Source organism: Achromobacter sp. DMS1, from assembly GCF_001270295.1.
Window position 1 is genome coordinate 16,582 of sequence record NZ_LHSJ01000026.1, and the last position, 15,266, is coordinate 31,847.

Genomic DNA, 15,266 nt, shown 5'->3' on the forward strand with positions numbered 1-15,266 from the left:
TCCCCGCTTCCCTTCGTTCCTTCCCTAGCGGCAGGCATCGTCCGCTCTCCGTGCCGCGCGCCTTCGCAAGCGCGGCCGCGCGCCGCGCCGGCGCCCTTCGGTTCATACGCCGTCCGCGGCCTACTGGAGTGATCACCGTGAGCTTTTTCCTCGAGCGCCTGAAGTACTTCTCCCGCCCCAGGGAGTCATTCGCCGACGGCCATGGCAGCCTCAGCACCGAAGACCGCACCTGGGAAACTGCCTACCGCGACCGCTGGCAGCACGACAAAATCGTGCGCTCGACGCACGGCGTCAACTGCACGGGATCCTGTTCCTGGAAGATCTACGTGAAGGGAGGCATCGTCACTTGGGAAACGCAGCAGACGGACTACCCCCGCACCCGCCCCGACATGCCGAACCACGAGCCGCGCGGCTGTTCGCGCGGCGCTTCCTATTCGTGGTACCTGTACAGCGCCAACCGCATCAAGTATCCGCTCATCCGCGGACGCCTGGCCCGCCTCTGGCGCGAGGCGCGCAAGACCATGGATCCCGTGCAGGCGTGGCGCCGCATCTGCACCGAACCCGGGCTGGCGGAGCAGTACAAGTCGATGCGCGGCATGGGCGGCTTCGTGCGCGCCACCTGGGACGAAGTCAATGAGCTGGTCGCCGCGGCCAACCTGTACACCATCAAGCGCTACGGTCCGGACCGCGTGGCGGGCTTTTCGCCGATTCCGGCCATGTCCATGGTGTCGTTCGCGGCGGGCAGCCGCTACCTCTCGCTGCTGGGCGCGAGCATACTCAGCTTCTACGACTGGTATTGCGACTTGCCCCCGTCCAGCCCGCAGACCTGGGGCGAGCAGACCGACGTCGCCGAGTCGGCGGACTGGTTCAATTCCAGCTTCATCATGATGTGGGGCTCGAACGTGCCGCAGACCCGCACGCCGGACGCGCATTTCATGGTGGAGGCGCGCTACCGGGGCGCCAAGATCGTTTCGGTGTTCCCCGACTACGCGGAGGGCGCGAAGTTCGGCGACATCTGGCTGCATCCCAAGCAGGGAACCGACGCGGCGCTGGCGCTGGCCATGGGCCACGTGATCCTGAAAGAGTTCCATCTCGAGGGCGGCTCGGCCTACTTCCGCGACTACTGCAAACGCTATTCCGACATGCCCTTTCTGGTCCGCCTGGTGGAGCGCGACGGCCGCTACGTGCCCGAGCGCATGCTGCGCGCCGGCGATTTCGAGGGCAACCTGGGCCAGGAGAACAACCCCGACTGGAAGCCCGTGGCGTACGACGAGACGCGCGACGCGCTGGTGGTGCCGCGCGGCTCCATCGGCTTTCGCTGGGGCCAGAAGGAAGGCGGCGACCGGGGCAAGTGGAACCTGGAAAGCAAGGACGCCGAGGGCCAGGACATCGACCTGAAACTGACGCTGGTGGGCGCGGGACGCGCCGAGACGGTGCCCGTGGCCTTTCCGTATTTCGGTGCGCGCAAACACGATTACTTCCAGGGCACCGACCATGCCGAAGTGCAGGTGCGCAACATGGCGGCGCGGCGCGTGGCCACGCGCCACGGAGAGACGCTGGCCGTAACGGTGTACGACCTGCTCATGGCCAACTACGGCCTGGACCGCGGCCTGGGCGGCGGCAACGTGGCGGCCTCCTACGACGATGACGTGCCCTACACGCCGGCCTGGCAGGAACGCATTACCGGCGTGAAGCGCGCCGACGTGATCAACGTGGCGCGGCAGTTCGCCGCCAACGCCGACAAGACCCGCGGCAAGTCCATGATCATCCTGGGCGCGGGACTGAACCACTGGTACCACATGGACATGGCATACCGGGGCATCATCAACCTGGTGGTGATGTGCGGCTGCGTGGGCCAGTCCGGCGGTGGATGGTGCCATTACGTGGGGCAGGAAAAGCTGCGCCCGCAGACCGGCTGGACCACGCTGGCCTTCGGGCTGGACTGGTGCCGCCCTCCCCGCCACATGAACAGCACCTCGTTCTTCTACGCCCACACCGATCAGTGGCGCTACGAAACGCTGAAGGTGCAGGAAATCCTCTCTCCGCTGGCCGACGCCGGCCAGTTCGGCGGCGCGCTCATCGACTACAACGTGCGCGCCGAGCGCATGGGCTGGCTGCCCTCCGCGCCGCAGCTGCAGGACAATCCCCTGAACGTGGTGGCCGCCGCCGAGGCGGCCGGCCAGGATCCGGCCGCCTACGCGGCCGAGGGCCTCAAGAGCGGCCGCCTGAAGCTCGCCTGCGAAGACCCGGACCATCCCGACAATTTCCCGCGCAACCTGTTCGTGTGGCGCTCCAACCTGCTGGGCTCGTCGGGCAAGGGGCACGAGTACTTCCTCAAGCACCTGCTGGGCACCGAGCACGGCGTGCAGGGCAAGGACCTGGGCGAGACGGGCGGCGACAAGCCCGAAGAAGTCGCCTGGCGCGAGGAGGCGCCGCGCGGCAAGCTCGACCTGCTGGTGACGCTGGACTTCCGCATGTCCACCACCTGCGTGTATTCCGACGTGGTGCTGCCCACCGCCACCTGGTACGAGAAGAACGATCTCAACACCTCGGACATGCATCCCTTCATCCACCCGCTGTCGTCGGCGGTGGATCCGGTGTGGGAGTCCCGCAGCGACTGGGAGATCTACAAGGGCATCGCCCGCGCGTTCTCGCGCCTGGCGCGCGAGGAGCTGCCGGTGGCGCGCGACCTGGTGCTGACGCCGCTGCAGCACGATACGCCCGCGGAGCTGGGCAACCCCTGGGACGTGAAGGACTGGAAGCGCGGCGAGACGGAATTGATACCCGGCAAGACCGCGCCCGCGATGAGCGTGGTCGAGCGCCGCTACGGCGAGCTCTACGAACAGTTCACCTCGCTCGGGCCGCTGACCCGCAAGCTGGGCGTGGGCGGCAAGGGCATCAACTGGGAGGCGGGGGCCGAATGCGACCTGCTCGCGCAGCTTAACTACGCGGTGGACGGATCGGGCGCGGCGCACGGGCTGCCGCGGATAGACAGCGACATCGATGCGGCCGAAACCATCCTGACGCTCGCGCCCGAGACCAACGGCGAGGTGGCGGTCAAGGCCTGGCGGGCGCTGTCGGCCGTGACCGGCCGCGACCACGAACACCTGGCCCTGCCGCGCGAGCACGAAAAGATCCGGTTCCGCGACCTGCTGGCGCAGCCGCGCAAGATCATCTCGTCGCCCACGTGGTCGGGCCTGGAATCCGACAAGGTGAGCTACAACGCCGGCTATACCAACGTGCACGAACTGATCCCGTGGCGCACGCTCACCGGCCGCCAGCAGCTGTACCAGGACCATCCCTGGATGCGCGCCTTCGGCGAAGGGCTCTGCGTGTACCGGCCGCCGGTCGACACCAAGTCGGTGCGCCCCATGGACGGCGTGCGCGACAACGGCAACAAGACGGTCGTGCTGAATTTCATCACGCCGCACCAGAAATGGGGCATCCATTCCACCTACACCGACAACCTCATCATGCTGTCGCTCTCGCGCGGCGGGCCGATCGTCTGGATCTCGGAAAAAGACGCGGCGCGGGCGGGCATCGTCGACAACGACTGGATCGAGGCCTTCAACATCAATGGCGCCCTGGTGGCGCGCGCCGTGGTCAGCCAGCGCGTGCCCGAGGGCATGACGCTCATGTACCACGCCCAGGAGAAGATCGTGAACATGCCCGGCTCGGAGATCACCGGCACGCGCGGGGGCATCCATAACTCGGTGACGCGGGCGGTGCTCAAGCCCACCCACATGATCGGCGGCTATGCCCAGCTTTCGTACGGGCTCAATTACTACGGAACCGTGGGATCGAACCGGGACGAGTTCGTGATCGTGCGCAAGATGTCGCGCATCGACTGGCTGGAAGGCGAACGCCGCGAGGCGGCTTCCCCGTCCCGCACGGCCGCATAAGGAGAATGGCATGAAGATACGCGCGCAGATCGCCATGGTGCTCAACCTGGACAAGTGCATCGGCTGCCATACCTGCTCGGTCACCTGCAAGAACGTGTGGACTTCCCGCGAGGGCATGGAGTACGCCTGGTTCAACAACGTCGAAACCAAGCCCGGTATCGGCTATCCCAAGGACTGGGAAAACCAGGCGCACTGGAACGGTGGCTGGCGGCGGCTGCCCAGCGGCAGGATCGAACCGCGCCAGGGCGGAAAACTCAAGCTGCTGGCCAATATATTCGCCAACCCCAACCTGCCCGAGATCGACGACTATTACGAACCCTTTACCTTCGACTACGAGCATCTCCAGTCGGCGCCGGAGCTGAAGGCCGCGCCCACGGCGCGGCCCCGCTCCCTCATTACCGGCAAGCGCATGGAGAAGATCGAGTGGGGGCCCAACTGGGAGGAGATCCTGGGCGGGGAGTTCGCGAAGCGCTCGCAGGACTACAACTTCGAGGATGTGCAGAAAGACATCTACGGGCAGTTCGAGAACACCTTCATGATGTACCTGCCGCGCCTGTGCGAGCACTGCCTCAACCCGAGCTGCGTGGCCAGCTGCCCGTCGGGCTCGATCTACAAGCGCGAGGAGGACGGCATCGTGCTCGTGGACCAGAACAAGTGCCGCGGCTGGCGCATGTGCGTATCGGGCTGCCCGTACAAGAAAATCTATTACAACTGGCACACAGGCAAGGCCGAGAAGTGCATCTTCTGCTATCCGCGCATCGAGGCCGGCCAGCCCACGGTATGCTCCGAGACTTGCGTGGGCCGCATCCGCTACCTGGGCGTGCTGCTCTATGACGCCGACCGCATCGAGCAGGCCGCCTGCGCCGAAAGCGAGCGCGACCTGTACCAGGCCCAGCTCGATGTCTTCCTGGACCCCGAAGACCCGGCCGTGATCGCCCAGGCGCGGGCCGACGGCGTGCCGCAAGACTGGCTCGACGCGGCGCGCCGCTCGCCCACGTACAAGATGGCGGTGCAGTGGAAGATCGCCTTTCCCTTGCACCCGGAATACCGCACGCTGCCCATGGTGTGGTACGTGCCGCCGCTCTCCCCCATCCAGTCGGCCGCCAACAGCGGCCATATCGGTAGCTACGGCGAACTGCCGGACGTGAAGTCGCTGCGCATCCCGCTGCGCTACCTGGCCAACATGCTGACCGCGGGCGACGAGGCGCCCGTCGCGTTGGCGCTGGAGCGCCTGCTGGCCATGCGGGCGTTCATGCGGGCGCGCACGGTGGACGGCGAAGACCGCCCCGCCATCCTGGACCAGGTGGGGCTGTCCACGGCCCAGGTCGAGGAAATGTACCGCTACCTGGGCATTGCCAACTACGAAGACCGCTTCGTCATTCCCACCACCCATCGCGAATACGCGGAAGACGCCTTCGACTTGAAAGGCGGATGCGGATTCTCGTTCGGCAATGGCTGCTCGCCGGGCAGCGGCGCGACCACGCCCTCGCTTTTCGGCGCCCGGCGCGACGGCGGCGGCCGCAAGACGGTGTTCATGGAAGTGGCGCGCGCGCGCCAGGAGGGCTGATCGCCATGGATGCGGAAAACGGTAACGACGCGGAAGTCTATGCCGCGCTATCGCTGCTGCTGCGCTATCCGGAAGCGGAATGGGTGCAGGCCCTGCCGGAGATCCGCCGCGCCCTGCCGTCCGCCCGGCGCGAGGCGCTGGCGCCGCTGCTGGCCTGGCTCGCCCATGGCGCGGACCTGATCGCGCTGCAGGAACAGTATGTCGAGACCTTCGACAGCAGGCCGGCGCACTCGCTGCATCTGTTCGAGCATGTGCATGGCCAGTCGCGCGACCGCGGGCAGGCCATGGTGGACCTGCGCCAGGAGTACCTGGCGCACGGGCTGGCGCCCGACCCTGCCGAGCTGCCCGACTACGTGCCGATGTTTCTCGAGTTCCTGGCCCGGATACCGGCCGACGAGGCGCGGCGCCTGCTCGGCGACGCGGTGCACGTGCTGGCGCGCCTGGGCGAAAAACTGGCGCAGGCCGGCAGCCCCTACGCCTGCGTTTTCTCGGTGTTGTGCGGCATGACCGACGTGCAGCCCGAGCCCCTGCCCGAGGCGCCTGCCGGCGACCTCGAAGAAACCGCCGTGGTGTTCGGCCCGCAGGCCGGCGGCCCCGGCGCCATGCTGCGGCAGATGAACGGCCAGGCCGCGCCGGTGCGCTTTTACGCGACCGATCCGCGCGCCAAGCCGGCCGGCCATTGCGGATCCTGAGGAGACGGCCATGGGCGCATACCTGCATTACTTCTTTTTCGCCGTGTATCCCTACATCGCGCTGACGATCTTCCTGCTCGGCAGCCTGGCGCGCTACGACCGCGGGCAGTACACGTGGAAAAGCGACTCCAGCCAGATGCTCAAGCGCGGCACGCTGCGATGGGGCAGCAACCTTTTTCACATCGGCATCATTTCGCTGTTCTTCACGCACCTGGTCGGTCTGCTGACGCCGCCCGCCGTGTATCACGCCATGGGCATAAGCACCGAGTTCAAGCAGGCCATGGCCATCGTGGTGGGCGCCATCCTGGGCCTGGTCTGCCTGGCCGGCCTGCTGCTGCTCCTGTGGCGCCGCTGGTCCGAGCCCCGCGTGCGGGCCACCTCGCGCGCGTCGGATTGGGTCACGCTGATATGGATCCTGATCGTACTGTCGCTGGGCCTGATATCGATACTCACGTCGCGACAGCACAAAGACGGCGCGCTCATGGTGGTGCTGGGCGACTGGGCCCAGCATATCGTCACCTTCCGCGGCGGCGCGGCCGACATCATGGCCGGCGTGCCGATGATCTACCAGGTCCACATGGTGCTGGGCATGACGCTGTTCGTGATCTTTCCGTTTACGCGCCTGGTGCACGTGTGGAGCGGCTTCGGCTCGGTGGCGTACCTGGGCCGCGCCTGGCAGTTGGTCCGTTCGCGCTGAGGAGCAGCGATGATAAGCATCAACGGCGTTTCCATCAGCGAGGACGAAGTCGCCGCCGAAGCCTCCCGGCACCGGGGCGCGGACGATCCCGTGGCCAGCGCGGCCCACGAACTCGTGCTGCGCGAGCTGCTGCGGCAGCGGGCGGCGGAACTCGGCATTCCGGAGCCCCGCTCCGAGGCCGCCATCCAGGCCGTGCTGACCTCTGAAGTCAGCACGCCCCGTGCCGACGAAGACACCTGCAGGCGCTATTTCGAGCAGCACCTCACGCGCTTCATGCAGGGCGAGTCCATCGAGGTGAGCCACATCCTGTTCCAACTGACCCCGCGCATCGAGGCGCAGCGCCTGCGCGCGCACGCCACCGCCATTCTCAACGCGATACTCGCGGGACAGGAGGATTTCGCCGATTGCGCGCGGCGCTATTCCAATTGCCCCTCCGGCGCGCACGGCGGCAGCCTGGGAGAACTGCGGCGCGGCGACGCGGCGGAAGAGTTCGAGCGGGCGGTCTTCGCGCTTCCCGCCCATACGCTGGCGCCGCGGCTGATCGACACGCGCTACGGCTTTCACATCGTGCGCACCGGCGTCAAGCAGCCCGGCCAGCAAAGCGAATACGAGTCGGTCCGGCCCATGATCGCCAACTGGCTGGAAGCGGCCAGCCGCAGGCGCGCGGAGTCGCAATACCTGCGCTGGCTGGTCGGCCAGGCGCGCATCCAGGGCATTGCCATGGAAGGCGCCGACTCGCCTCTCATGCAGTAGCGCGCGCCGATCCGGCCCGCGTTCTTCCCCCCAGCGCAAGCGACAGGAAAGCCCGCATGAATCCGCCCCTCATGGACCAGCCCCTGCCCCGAGCCTACCCGGTGCTGTTCGCCAGCACCCTGGCTTTCATGGTTTGCTTTGTCGTGTGGATGATGTTCGGCGTCGTGGGCATTCCGATCCGCGACGAACTGGGGCTGAACGCGTTCCAGTTCGGCCTGCTGACCTCCACGCCGGTGCTGACCGGCGCGGTGTTCCGGTTGCCCCTGGGCATGTGGACGGACCGCTACGGCGGCCGCGTCGTGATGACGGCGCTGCTCCTGCTGTGCGCCGCGCCGGTGTACATGGTGAGCTATGCCGAGGCGCTGTGGGAATTCCTGCTCATCGGGCTGTTCCTCGGCCTGGTGGGCGCCTCCTTCGCGGTGGGCACGCCCTACGTTGCGCGTTTCTTCCCGCCGGCGCGGCGCGGCTTCGCCATGGGCTTCTTCGGCGCCGGCACGGTGGGCGCGGCGGTCAACCTGTTTGTCACGCCCGTCCTGCTGGACCGCTACGGCTGGCGCATGGTGCCCCGGATCTACGCGGTGATGCTGCTCGTCACGGCCGCGCTCTTCTGGGTCGCGGCCGCGCGCGACCCCGGCGCCGGCAAGACAGGCGGCAGCCTGCTGGCGCAATTCCAGGTGCTGAAAGACCGCCGCGTCTGGCGCTATTGCCAGTACTACTCGATCACCTTCGGCGGCTTCACCGCGCTGTCGCTGTGGATTCCGCAGTACATGAAGGCCGAGTACGGGCTGGGCATCGCGGCCGCGGCGGGCCTGGCCGCCGGCTTCTCCCTGCCCGGCTCGGTGCTGCGCGCCGTGGGCGGCGTGCTGGCCGACAAGCTCGGCGCTCAGAGCACCACGTGGTGGTGCCTGTGGGTGGCGTGGGTCTGCCTGTTCCTGCTGTCCTACCCGGACACCACCTTCACGGTCAAGACCATCGGCGGCGAGGCGTCGTTCCACATCTACCTGCCGATCTGGCTCTTTACCGGCCTGCTCTTCGTCCTGGGCGTGAGCTTCGCGTTCGGCATGGCCTCCACTTTCAAGTACGTGGCCGACGATTTTCCCGACAACATGGGCGTGGTGTCCGGCATCGTGGGGCTGGCCGGCGGCCTGGGCGGCTTCCTGCTGCCCCTGATGTTCGGCATCCTGATGGACTGGCTGCAGATACGGTCCAGCAGCTTCATGCTGCTCTATGGCGTGGTGTGGGTGTCGCTCATCATCATGTATCTCTCGGAAGTGCGCAGCGTCTCGATCGCCGGCGTGCGGCGCCCGGCGAAGTAGCCCGCCGCCTCAGGGCCGGCTGCGGGCGCGCCGCCGCGGTTGCGCTGGCTCTGCTGGTCCTGGCCCGTGCCGATCTGCGAGGTATGGCCGTCTTTCTTGCTGCGGTTCTGGGTGTCGCGGTGGCTGGCCTGCTGCTCGCGCGGCGTGTCGTCGGCGGTCGCGGCGGCGCCGGCGTGGGGCCGGGGTTTGTCGTCCTTGGTGGCCATGGTTGCGCTCCTGGAAAAGTCCGGACCACCCGCCCAGCAAGCGCCGTGCCCGGTGGCCGGNCAGGGCGCGGGCGCCGTCCTGGCGGGCAATACGCTGGGCGGCATCGCCGGCACCGCGCTGGCGGCATTCGTGCTGTTGCCGCGCCTGGGCACGGTGCGCAGCCTGGGCGCTCTGGCGCTGGCGGCCTGCCTGGTGGGCGCGGCCGCGGTCTGGCGCGCCAGGCCCGTTTCGGCCATGCCGCGCGCGCTCGCCGCCGCCGCGCTGGCCGGCGCGGTCCTGATACTGGGCGCGGCCTTGCCCGTCGACCATTTCGCCCGCATGCTGCCGGGCGCGCGCGGCGGCAGTCTCGCGTTCTACGAGGAAAACCACGGCGGCACCGTGGCGGTAGTGGAGCGCGGAGAGGGCGACCACCGCTTCCGCCGCCTGTACATCCAGGGCGTCTCCAACTCGGGCGACGCCATGCCCTCGCTGCGCTACATGCGCCTGCAGGCGCTGCTGCCCCTCATCGTGCACGACGGCCAGCCCCGCTCGGCGCTGGTCATCGGCTACGGTACGGGCATCACCGCCGGCGCCCTGTCGCGCTACCCGGGCCTGGAGCGCAGGGTCGTGGCCGAGCTGCTGCCGGGCGTGCTGCGCGCGGCCCCGCTGTTTCGCGGCGCCTACGGGGCGGCCGCCGATCCGGGGCTGGACGTGCGGCTGCGCGACGGTCGGCGCGAGCTGCTGGCCAGCCCCGACCGCTACGATCTCATCACCCTGGAACCGCCGCCGCCTTCGGCCGCGGGCGTGGTGAACCTGTACTCGCGCGATTTCTACGCGCTGGCCGCCGCCCGACTGCAGCCCAAGGGTATCGTGGCCCAATGGCTGCCGCTGCCCACGCAGAACCTAGAAGACACGCGGGCGCTGGTGGCGAGCTTCATCGCGGTCTTCCCGCATGCTTCGCTTTGGACCACGGAACTGCACGAGATGCTGCTCGTGGGGTCGCCCGACCCGCTGCCGCTGGATGCCGGCCGGCTCGCCCGGCGCTACGCGCAGCCGGCCGTGCAACAAGCGCTGCAGGAAGTGGGCGTGGGCTCGGCCGCGGCGCTGCTGGCCACCTGGGTGACCGACCGGGTGGGGCTGGCGCGCTTTGCCGGCGATGCGCCGCCCGTCACCGACGACCGCCCGTCCATCGAGTACGCCGCCTGGGTGCGGCCCCGCGAAGTGACGCGCACGCTGCCGGCGCTGCTGGCGCTGCGCGGCCCGCCACCGCTGCAAGGCGCCGACGCCGCCCTCGTGGAGGATATCGGGCGCGAACGCGCCAGCCTCGACCGCTTCTACCGCAGCGCACTGGCGGCCTACCAGGGCGACCGCGAGGCCTGGGCGCGCGACGCGGGCGTCCTGGCCGAGGCAGGGCGCGGCAATCCGTATCTGCGATGGTTTTTCGGCGGCGCCGGACAATAGGGGATCCGGACCGTCGTCGCAAAGGCGGAGCACGCGGACCGGCGCATATGGGCTTTTGGGGGGAGTTGCCTATGTCGGCATTGCAATCGCCCGCCGCCGGGGCGGCGGGCAGGCGGGGACGCCGGCTGGCGGCCGCCGCGCTGGCCTGCGCGCTTGCGCCCGCGGCCTTCGGCCAGGACGCGGTGAGACTGCGCCAGGACGATCTGCAAAAGCGCGCCAACGGCGTGCTCGCGCTCATGTCGTTTTCCATCGTGCCCGACATCACCACGAGCGCGCTGTCCATCGGCAGCGGCGGAACGAGCACCTCCGGCTCCGCGGATTTCTACATGACGCAGCTGGGCGGCGGCGACACGATATCGAAGTCGGTGCCGATCTATCTCGAAGGCGTGCTCGCGGGCAGCCGCTACGACCCCACCTTTATCGCCACGCAGGGCGCCGAAACCCGCAAGATACCCGCCAAGTGGAACAGCGTATCGGCCACCGGCGGCATCGGCTGGGACTTCAAGCTCACCGACGAACTCAAGCTCAGGCCGATCTTCAACGTGGCGCTGGGCAACGTCACCAGCGACCTGCGCGCGGCGAGCTGGTATGTGGGCCAGCGGACCAGCAAGGACGTGAGCTTCCTCGACCGGGGCTCGCTCAATGCCTACGGCCTGGGCGGCTCCATCATGCTCGACTACGAGCATTACCGGCCCGGCTACGAAGTGGACGTGGAACTGCGCTACTCCGACATCCGGCTCAAGAGCTTCGACAGCTCGGCGGCGGTGCAGGGCAAGGCCATTGCGCAGTCCGCCAATCTCTGGGCGCGCTATCGGGCGCCCACGGGCATGGTGCTGCTGCAGCGTCCGCTGCGCTATGTACTGGAATTCACCCATTCCGAGTTCCTGGGCGACCAGCGCGGCATTCTGGGCTTCGACCGGCTCACTTCGGTCGGCGCCGGGCTGGAACTCGATTCCAGCGCCTACGACGTCATCATCACGCGCACCCGGGTGGTAGGCCGGTACGTCTTCGGCAACAACGTCTCGGGCTTCTCGGTGGGGCTGGCGGTGAGTTTCTGAGGCAAGCGCCGGTCACCCCCGCCGGCCGTCCTCCCGCCAGGCTTGCAATGCGGATTCGATCCGGGAGATTTCCAGGTCGGACAGGCCGGCGGCTTTGTAATAGCGGCGGCGCTCGCTGACCACGTTGCGCACGGCATCGAGCACCGAGCGGGCGGCCGCTTCCGAGCGCAAGCCGAAGCGCCGGTACTCGGTGAGCACATTGGCGAATGTGCTGGCGCGCCCTTCGGAGCCTATGTGCAGGTAATGACGGGCAGAGCCTTCCTGAGTCACCACGTCGAACAGCGGAGCCAGCCGGTAGGTGAGGGCGCCGTCGTCTTTGAGGAATCCCACATTCTTGAGATGGTCGTCGGTATTGTGCACGGCCACGTTGAGCGCCATACGCGCATAGAGCTCTTTGAGGTCATGGCCAGGATTGGAGGAAATGCGGCGAATGACGTCGGCCAGACGCGCATAGGCATAGGTGGCCCTGCCGCGCGCCCCGTCGAGATCGCGCTTTCCTATATCGACGGATGGGCTGACCAGAGCGGCTCCGCTTAGAAAATGGCGGCGCGATACGATGGGATCCCTGCCGTCCGCAGGCAGCAATTGCCGGTCGAAGCGGCGTGTGAGCAAGACGGCGCCCAGATGCGTCTCGGCCAACTGCAGCTCGGGCACGTTCAGGCCAATCGCGCGCGCCATCTGGAGATTGGCGTATTCGACCCGTTGCCGGTCATAGGTGTCTCCTCGCCGGGGGAATTTGGCGATCCACATTTCGCCCTGCGCGTCGCGCACGATAGTCTTGGGGCGCGCGCCCCCGATGTCCCACGAGCTGCCCAGCAGATCGCGGTACAGACCCTTGGGTTTGATGCCCTGGTCGATGTCCGCAAGCAGGTCGGCCAGCGACTCCACTTCCCGGATTTCCGGCAGCCGGTAGGTTTTGCGCATGTTGGGCGTGAGCAGGCGCGGACTGAAGAACAACGCTCCCACGCCCATGCCGCGGCCTTTCAGCAGCACCTGGTCTTCACTGATGCGGGCGCCGGTGTCGACCTGCATGACATTGCGCCCCCAGGCATCGGGAGCCGCGTCGAAGATCGCTCCCAGTGTCTCGTAGCGGCTGGTGGTTCGGAATGTGGTGCGCGAATCCGCGAGCGGCAGATTGAGCGGGTCGAGCGAAAAGGCGCGCGGATCGCGCACGTATGACTCGACATAGGTGAATTCCGCATAGAACGCATTCTCGCCCGCATCGTCCAGGGCGAGCACGCCGGCAAGGACGGCCTCGCCACGGATGTCGACATAGACGTACAACTCGCTTTCAACGGATTTGTGCTTGCGCGAGGCCATTGCGGCAGCCCTACAACCGGGTGGGATCGGCGCGGTGCAGCAGGCGCGCGCCGCCCCGGGCGCCGCGGGCAGGGCGGCGCAGAGCGTCCAGGCGCTTGCCCACCCCGTCCTGGTCGGGGTCGCCGAGCGCATGGAGCTGGGCCGAGTAGCCGTACTGGAGCAGCGCCTCGATGAACAGCGCGGCCGAGACGCCGCCGTCACCGCGCTCCAGCCTGGCGACCGTGCCTCGCGCCACGCCCAGGCGTTCGGCCAGCGCCGTTTCGGTTTCTCCCCGGCGCAGGCGGGCGGTGCGGATATTGGCGCCGACCTGGCGCAGGACGTCTTCCGCTTCGAAGGAGGGCTCGATCTTGCGTTTCATGACTCAATAATAGCGCGATACGACTATTAATGCCTGTTTATTAGTGCCCTCGCCCGGCCGCCACGCCATGGCAGCCAGAATCAATAATAGACCGCAAATCTATATTTTGATCTATTAAAAGATCAATACTTGAGCGCCGAGGCGGGCCGGGAAGGCTCTCCAGTGCCGGACGCCGGGCAGCCGCGGCTCTGCGCGCCCGGGCCGGGCCAGTCGTTTTCGTCATTCATGAAATTAAGAAAAAACTTGAATTGACGTAATTATTTGTAGTATTTGTATCAATGCTGCATTACCCGCGGATTTTCCCTGGCAGTTCCCACAGCAAGGACGGCATCCATGAGAAAAAATCTCCCGATCACCAACCAGGAATTCGTGCTGCACGACGATCAGTACCTGATCTCCAAAACCGACCTGAAAGGGCGCATTACCTATTGCAATCCGGCTTTCGTCGAAATCAGCGGCTTCAGCCGGGACGAGCTGCTGGGCAAGCCCCACAACATCGTCCGCCACCCTGACATGCCGCCCGAGGTGTTCGACGACATGTGGCGCACGCTGCAGGCGCGCAAGCCCTGGCTGGCGGTGGTCAAGAACCGCCACAAATCCGGCGGTTATTACTGGGTGCTGGCCAACGCCATGCCGGTCATCGAAAACGAGGAAGTCACGGGCTATGCCTCGGTGCGGGTCAAGGCCACCGAGGAGCAGATCCGCCAGGCCGACGCTTTCTACCGCGACATCGCGCAGGACAACCTGCGCGGTTATCGCCTGCAGGCCGGGCAGCGCGTGCCCGCCGGCTGGCGGCGCTGGCTGCATGCGGCGGCGTTTCCGTTCCGGCGCGGCATCGTGCCGGCGTATCTGCGGTATTCGGCGCTGACCTGTGCGCTGGCGGGAATTCCCGTTTACTTTTTGGCGCAGGGTTATCTGGATCAGGGCGGGGCTGCGCGGGCGCTGCAGATCGGGGCGGCGTACGCGGCAGTGTCGCTCTGTATCGTGCTGGGCGCGGCGGGGCTGGCCAGGCGGTTCACCCGGCAGCTGGCCGGCGCCGAGGAGGTGGCGCGGCAGATCGCGGCCGGCAACCTCATCAACGAAGTGGACGCCGACGCGCGCGGCGAGGTGCGCAACCTGTATTTCTATCTGGACATCATGCGCAAGAGCCTGACGAGCATCTCCACCGAGATCATCGGCCAGACCACGCGCCACGTGGAAACCATCGCCAAGCTGCACGCCGACAGCCAGGATCTGGCCGCCCGCACCAGCGAGCAGAGCGGCGCGCTGCAGGAAACCGCCGCCAGCGTCACGCAGCTGGCCTCGACCGTGGCCCGCAATTCCGAGAGCGCCGCGGCCGCGACCTCGCTGACGCAGGAAAGCCAGGCCGTCGCGGCCCGGGGCAGCGACATCGCCGGCCAGCTGGTGGAAACCATGCGCGGCATCGACGAAAGCGCGCGGCGCATTGCCGACATCGTGTCGGTGATCGAAGGGATCGCCTTCCAGACCAATATCCTCGCGCTGAATGCGGCGGTGGAGGCGGCGCGCGCCGGCGACCAGGGCAAGGGGTTCGCCGTGGTGGCGGGCGAGGTGCGCAGCCTGGCCCAGCGCACGACCCAGGCGGCCAAGGAAATCAAGCAGCTTATCGACGAATCGGTGGCGCGCATGTCGGCCGGCTCGTCGCAAGCCAACCTCACGGGCGACACCATGCAGGAGATCCTGCAGTCGGTGAACCGCGTCACGCATCTCATGGGAGAAATCGTTGCGGCTTCCGGCGAGCAGTCCAGCGGGGTGAGCGCGATCAGCTCCGCCGTCACCCGCATGGAAACCGTGGCGCGCATGAACAGCGCGCTGGTCGATGAATTGTCCGGCGTGGCGGAACACCTGGGCGGCGAGTCGGCGGCCATGTCGGATGTGATCGGCGTGTTCCGCACCCCGGCGGCCCGGCGCGTGGCCGCCACACCCCTGGCGTGCGCG

11 protein-coding genes and 1 pseudogene are annotated in these 15,266 nt (G+C 67.5%); 9 read left to right on the top strand and 3 right to left on the bottom strand.

Features of this window, described 5'->3' with window-relative positions; genetic code table 11:
• The first annotated feature begins 137 nt into the window (after window positions 1-137).
• The 6 genes from AD428_RS05225 to AD428_RS05250 are packed head-to-tail and all read left to right on the top strand — an operon-like array spanning window position 138 to window position 8,927.
• Window positions 138-3,902, top strand: a complete 3,765-nt coding sequence (locus AD428_RS05225) for a nitrate reductase subunit alpha (RefSeq protein WP_053244451.1) — start codon at window positions 138-140, stop codon at window positions 3,900-3,902.
• A gap of 10 nt (window positions 3,903-3,912) precedes the next feature.
• A complete protein-coding gene (gene narH, locus AD428_RS05230; protein WP_053244442.1) occupies window positions 3,913-5,469 on the top strand; it encodes a nitrate reductase subunit beta in 1,557 nt (518 codons plus the stop codon).
• 5 nt (window positions 5,470-5,474) lie between these two features.
• A complete protein-coding gene (gene narJ / locus AD428_RS05235) occupies window positions 5,475-6,161 on the top strand; it encodes a nitrate reductase molybdenum cofactor assembly chaperone (protein ID WP_053244443.1) in 687 nt (228 codons plus the stop codon).
• Between the two features lie 10 nt (window positions 6,162-6,171).
• The gene (narI, locus tag AD428_RS05240) at window positions 6,172-6,858 is read left to right on the top strand and encodes a respiratory nitrate reductase subunit gamma (protein ID WP_053244444.1); all 687 of its coding nucleotides are present in this window, start codon (window positions 6,172-6,174) and stop codon (window positions 6,856-6,858) included.
• A gap of 9 nt (window positions 6,859-6,867) precedes the next feature.
• Window positions 6,868-7,611 carry a peptidylprolyl isomerase gene (locus tag AD428_RS05245; protein WP_053244445.1) on the top strand — a complete coding sequence of 248 codons (744 nt, stop codon included), beginning with the start codon at window positions 6,868-6,870 and terminating at the stop codon, window positions 7,609-7,611.
• A 56-nt stretch (window positions 7,612-7,667) separates the two neighbouring features.
• Window positions 7,668-8,927 carry an MFS transporter gene (locus AD428_RS05250; protein ID WP_053244446.1) on the top strand — a complete coding sequence of 420 codons (1,260 nt, stop codon included), beginning with the start codon at window positions 7,668-7,670 and terminating at the stop codon, window positions 8,925-8,927.
• On the opposite strand, the gene AD428_RS27505 is transcribed toward AD428_RS05250, so the two are convergent.
• On the bottom strand, window positions 8,837-9,193 hold a 357-nt coding region (locus AD428_RS27505), incomplete at its 5' end, for a hypothetical protein (protein WP_235489146.1). The genes AD428_RS05250 and AD428_RS27505 overlap by 91 nt on opposite strands.
• Window position 9,194: 1 nt before the next feature.
• Here AD428_RS27505 and AD428_RS05260 point away from each other — a divergent pair.
• Window positions 9,195-10,574, top strand: a pseudogene (locus AD428_RS05260) (spermidine synthase); the annotation flags it as partial.
• A 71-nt stretch (window positions 10,575-10,645) separates the two neighbouring features.
• On the top strand, window positions 10,646-11,632 hold the full coding sequence (locus AD428_RS05265) for a hypothetical protein (protein WP_053244447.1): 987 nt from the start codon (window positions 10,646-10,648) through the stop codon (window positions 11,630-11,632).
• Window positions 11,633-11,644: 12 nt separating this feature from the next.
• On the opposite strand, the gene AD428_RS05270 is transcribed toward AD428_RS05265, so the two are convergent.
• Both AD428_RS05270 and AD428_RS05275 read right to left on the bottom strand, forming a co-directional pair.
• Window positions 11,645-12,952 carry a type II toxin-antitoxin system HipA family toxin gene (locus AD428_RS05270; protein WP_053244448.1) on the bottom strand — a complete coding sequence of 436 codons (1,308 nt, stop codon included), beginning with the start codon at window positions 12,950-12,952 and terminating at the stop codon, window positions 11,645-11,647.
• 10 nt (window positions 12,953-12,962) lie between these two features.
• On the bottom strand, window positions 12,963-13,310 hold the full coding sequence (locus tag AD428_RS05275; protein WP_053244449.1) for a helix-turn-helix domain-containing protein: 348 nt from the start codon (window positions 13,308-13,310) through the stop codon (window positions 12,963-12,965).
• Between the two features lie 333 nt (window positions 13,311-13,643).
• On the opposite strand from AD428_RS05275, the gene AD428_RS05280 reads away from it, so the two are divergent.
• A partial coding sequence (locus tag AD428_RS05280; protein ID WP_082308271.1) for a methyl-accepting chemotaxis protein occupies window positions 13,644-15,266 on the top strand: 1,623 nt, incomplete at its 3' end.

Bases quoted from the DNA above. Each gene is read 5' to 3' on its own strand.
- AD428_RS05245 (WP_053244445.1), top strand. From the start codon at position 6,868: ATGATAAGCATCAACGGCGTTTCCATCAGCGAGGACGAAGTCGCCGCC.
- narH (WP_053244442.1), top strand. From the start codon at position 3,913: ATGAAGATACGCGCGCAGATCGCCATGGTGCTCAACCTGGACAAGTGC.
- AD428_RS05275 (WP_053244449.1), bottom strand. From the start codon at position 13,310: ATGAAACGCAAGATCGAGCCCTCCTTCGAAGCGGAAGACGTCCTGCGC.
- AD428_RS05265 (WP_053244447.1), top strand. From the start codon at position 10,646: ATGTCGGCATTGCAATCGCCCGCCGCCGGGGCGGCGGGCAGGCGGGGA.
- AD428_RS05250 (WP_053244446.1), top strand. From the start codon at position 7,668: ATGAATCCGCCCCTCATGGACCAGCCCCTGCCCCGAGCCTACCCGGTG.
- narI (WP_053244444.1), top strand. From the start codon at position 6,172: ATGGGCGCATACCTGCATTACTTCTTTTTCGCCGTGTATCCCTACATC.
- AD428_RS05270 (WP_053244448.1), bottom strand. From the start codon at position 12,952: ATGGCCTCGCGCAAGCACAAATCCGTTGAAAGCGAGTTGTACGTCTAT.
- narJ (WP_053244443.1), top strand. From the start codon at position 5,475: ATGGATGCGGAAAACGGTAACGACGCGGAAGTCTATGCCGCGCTATCG.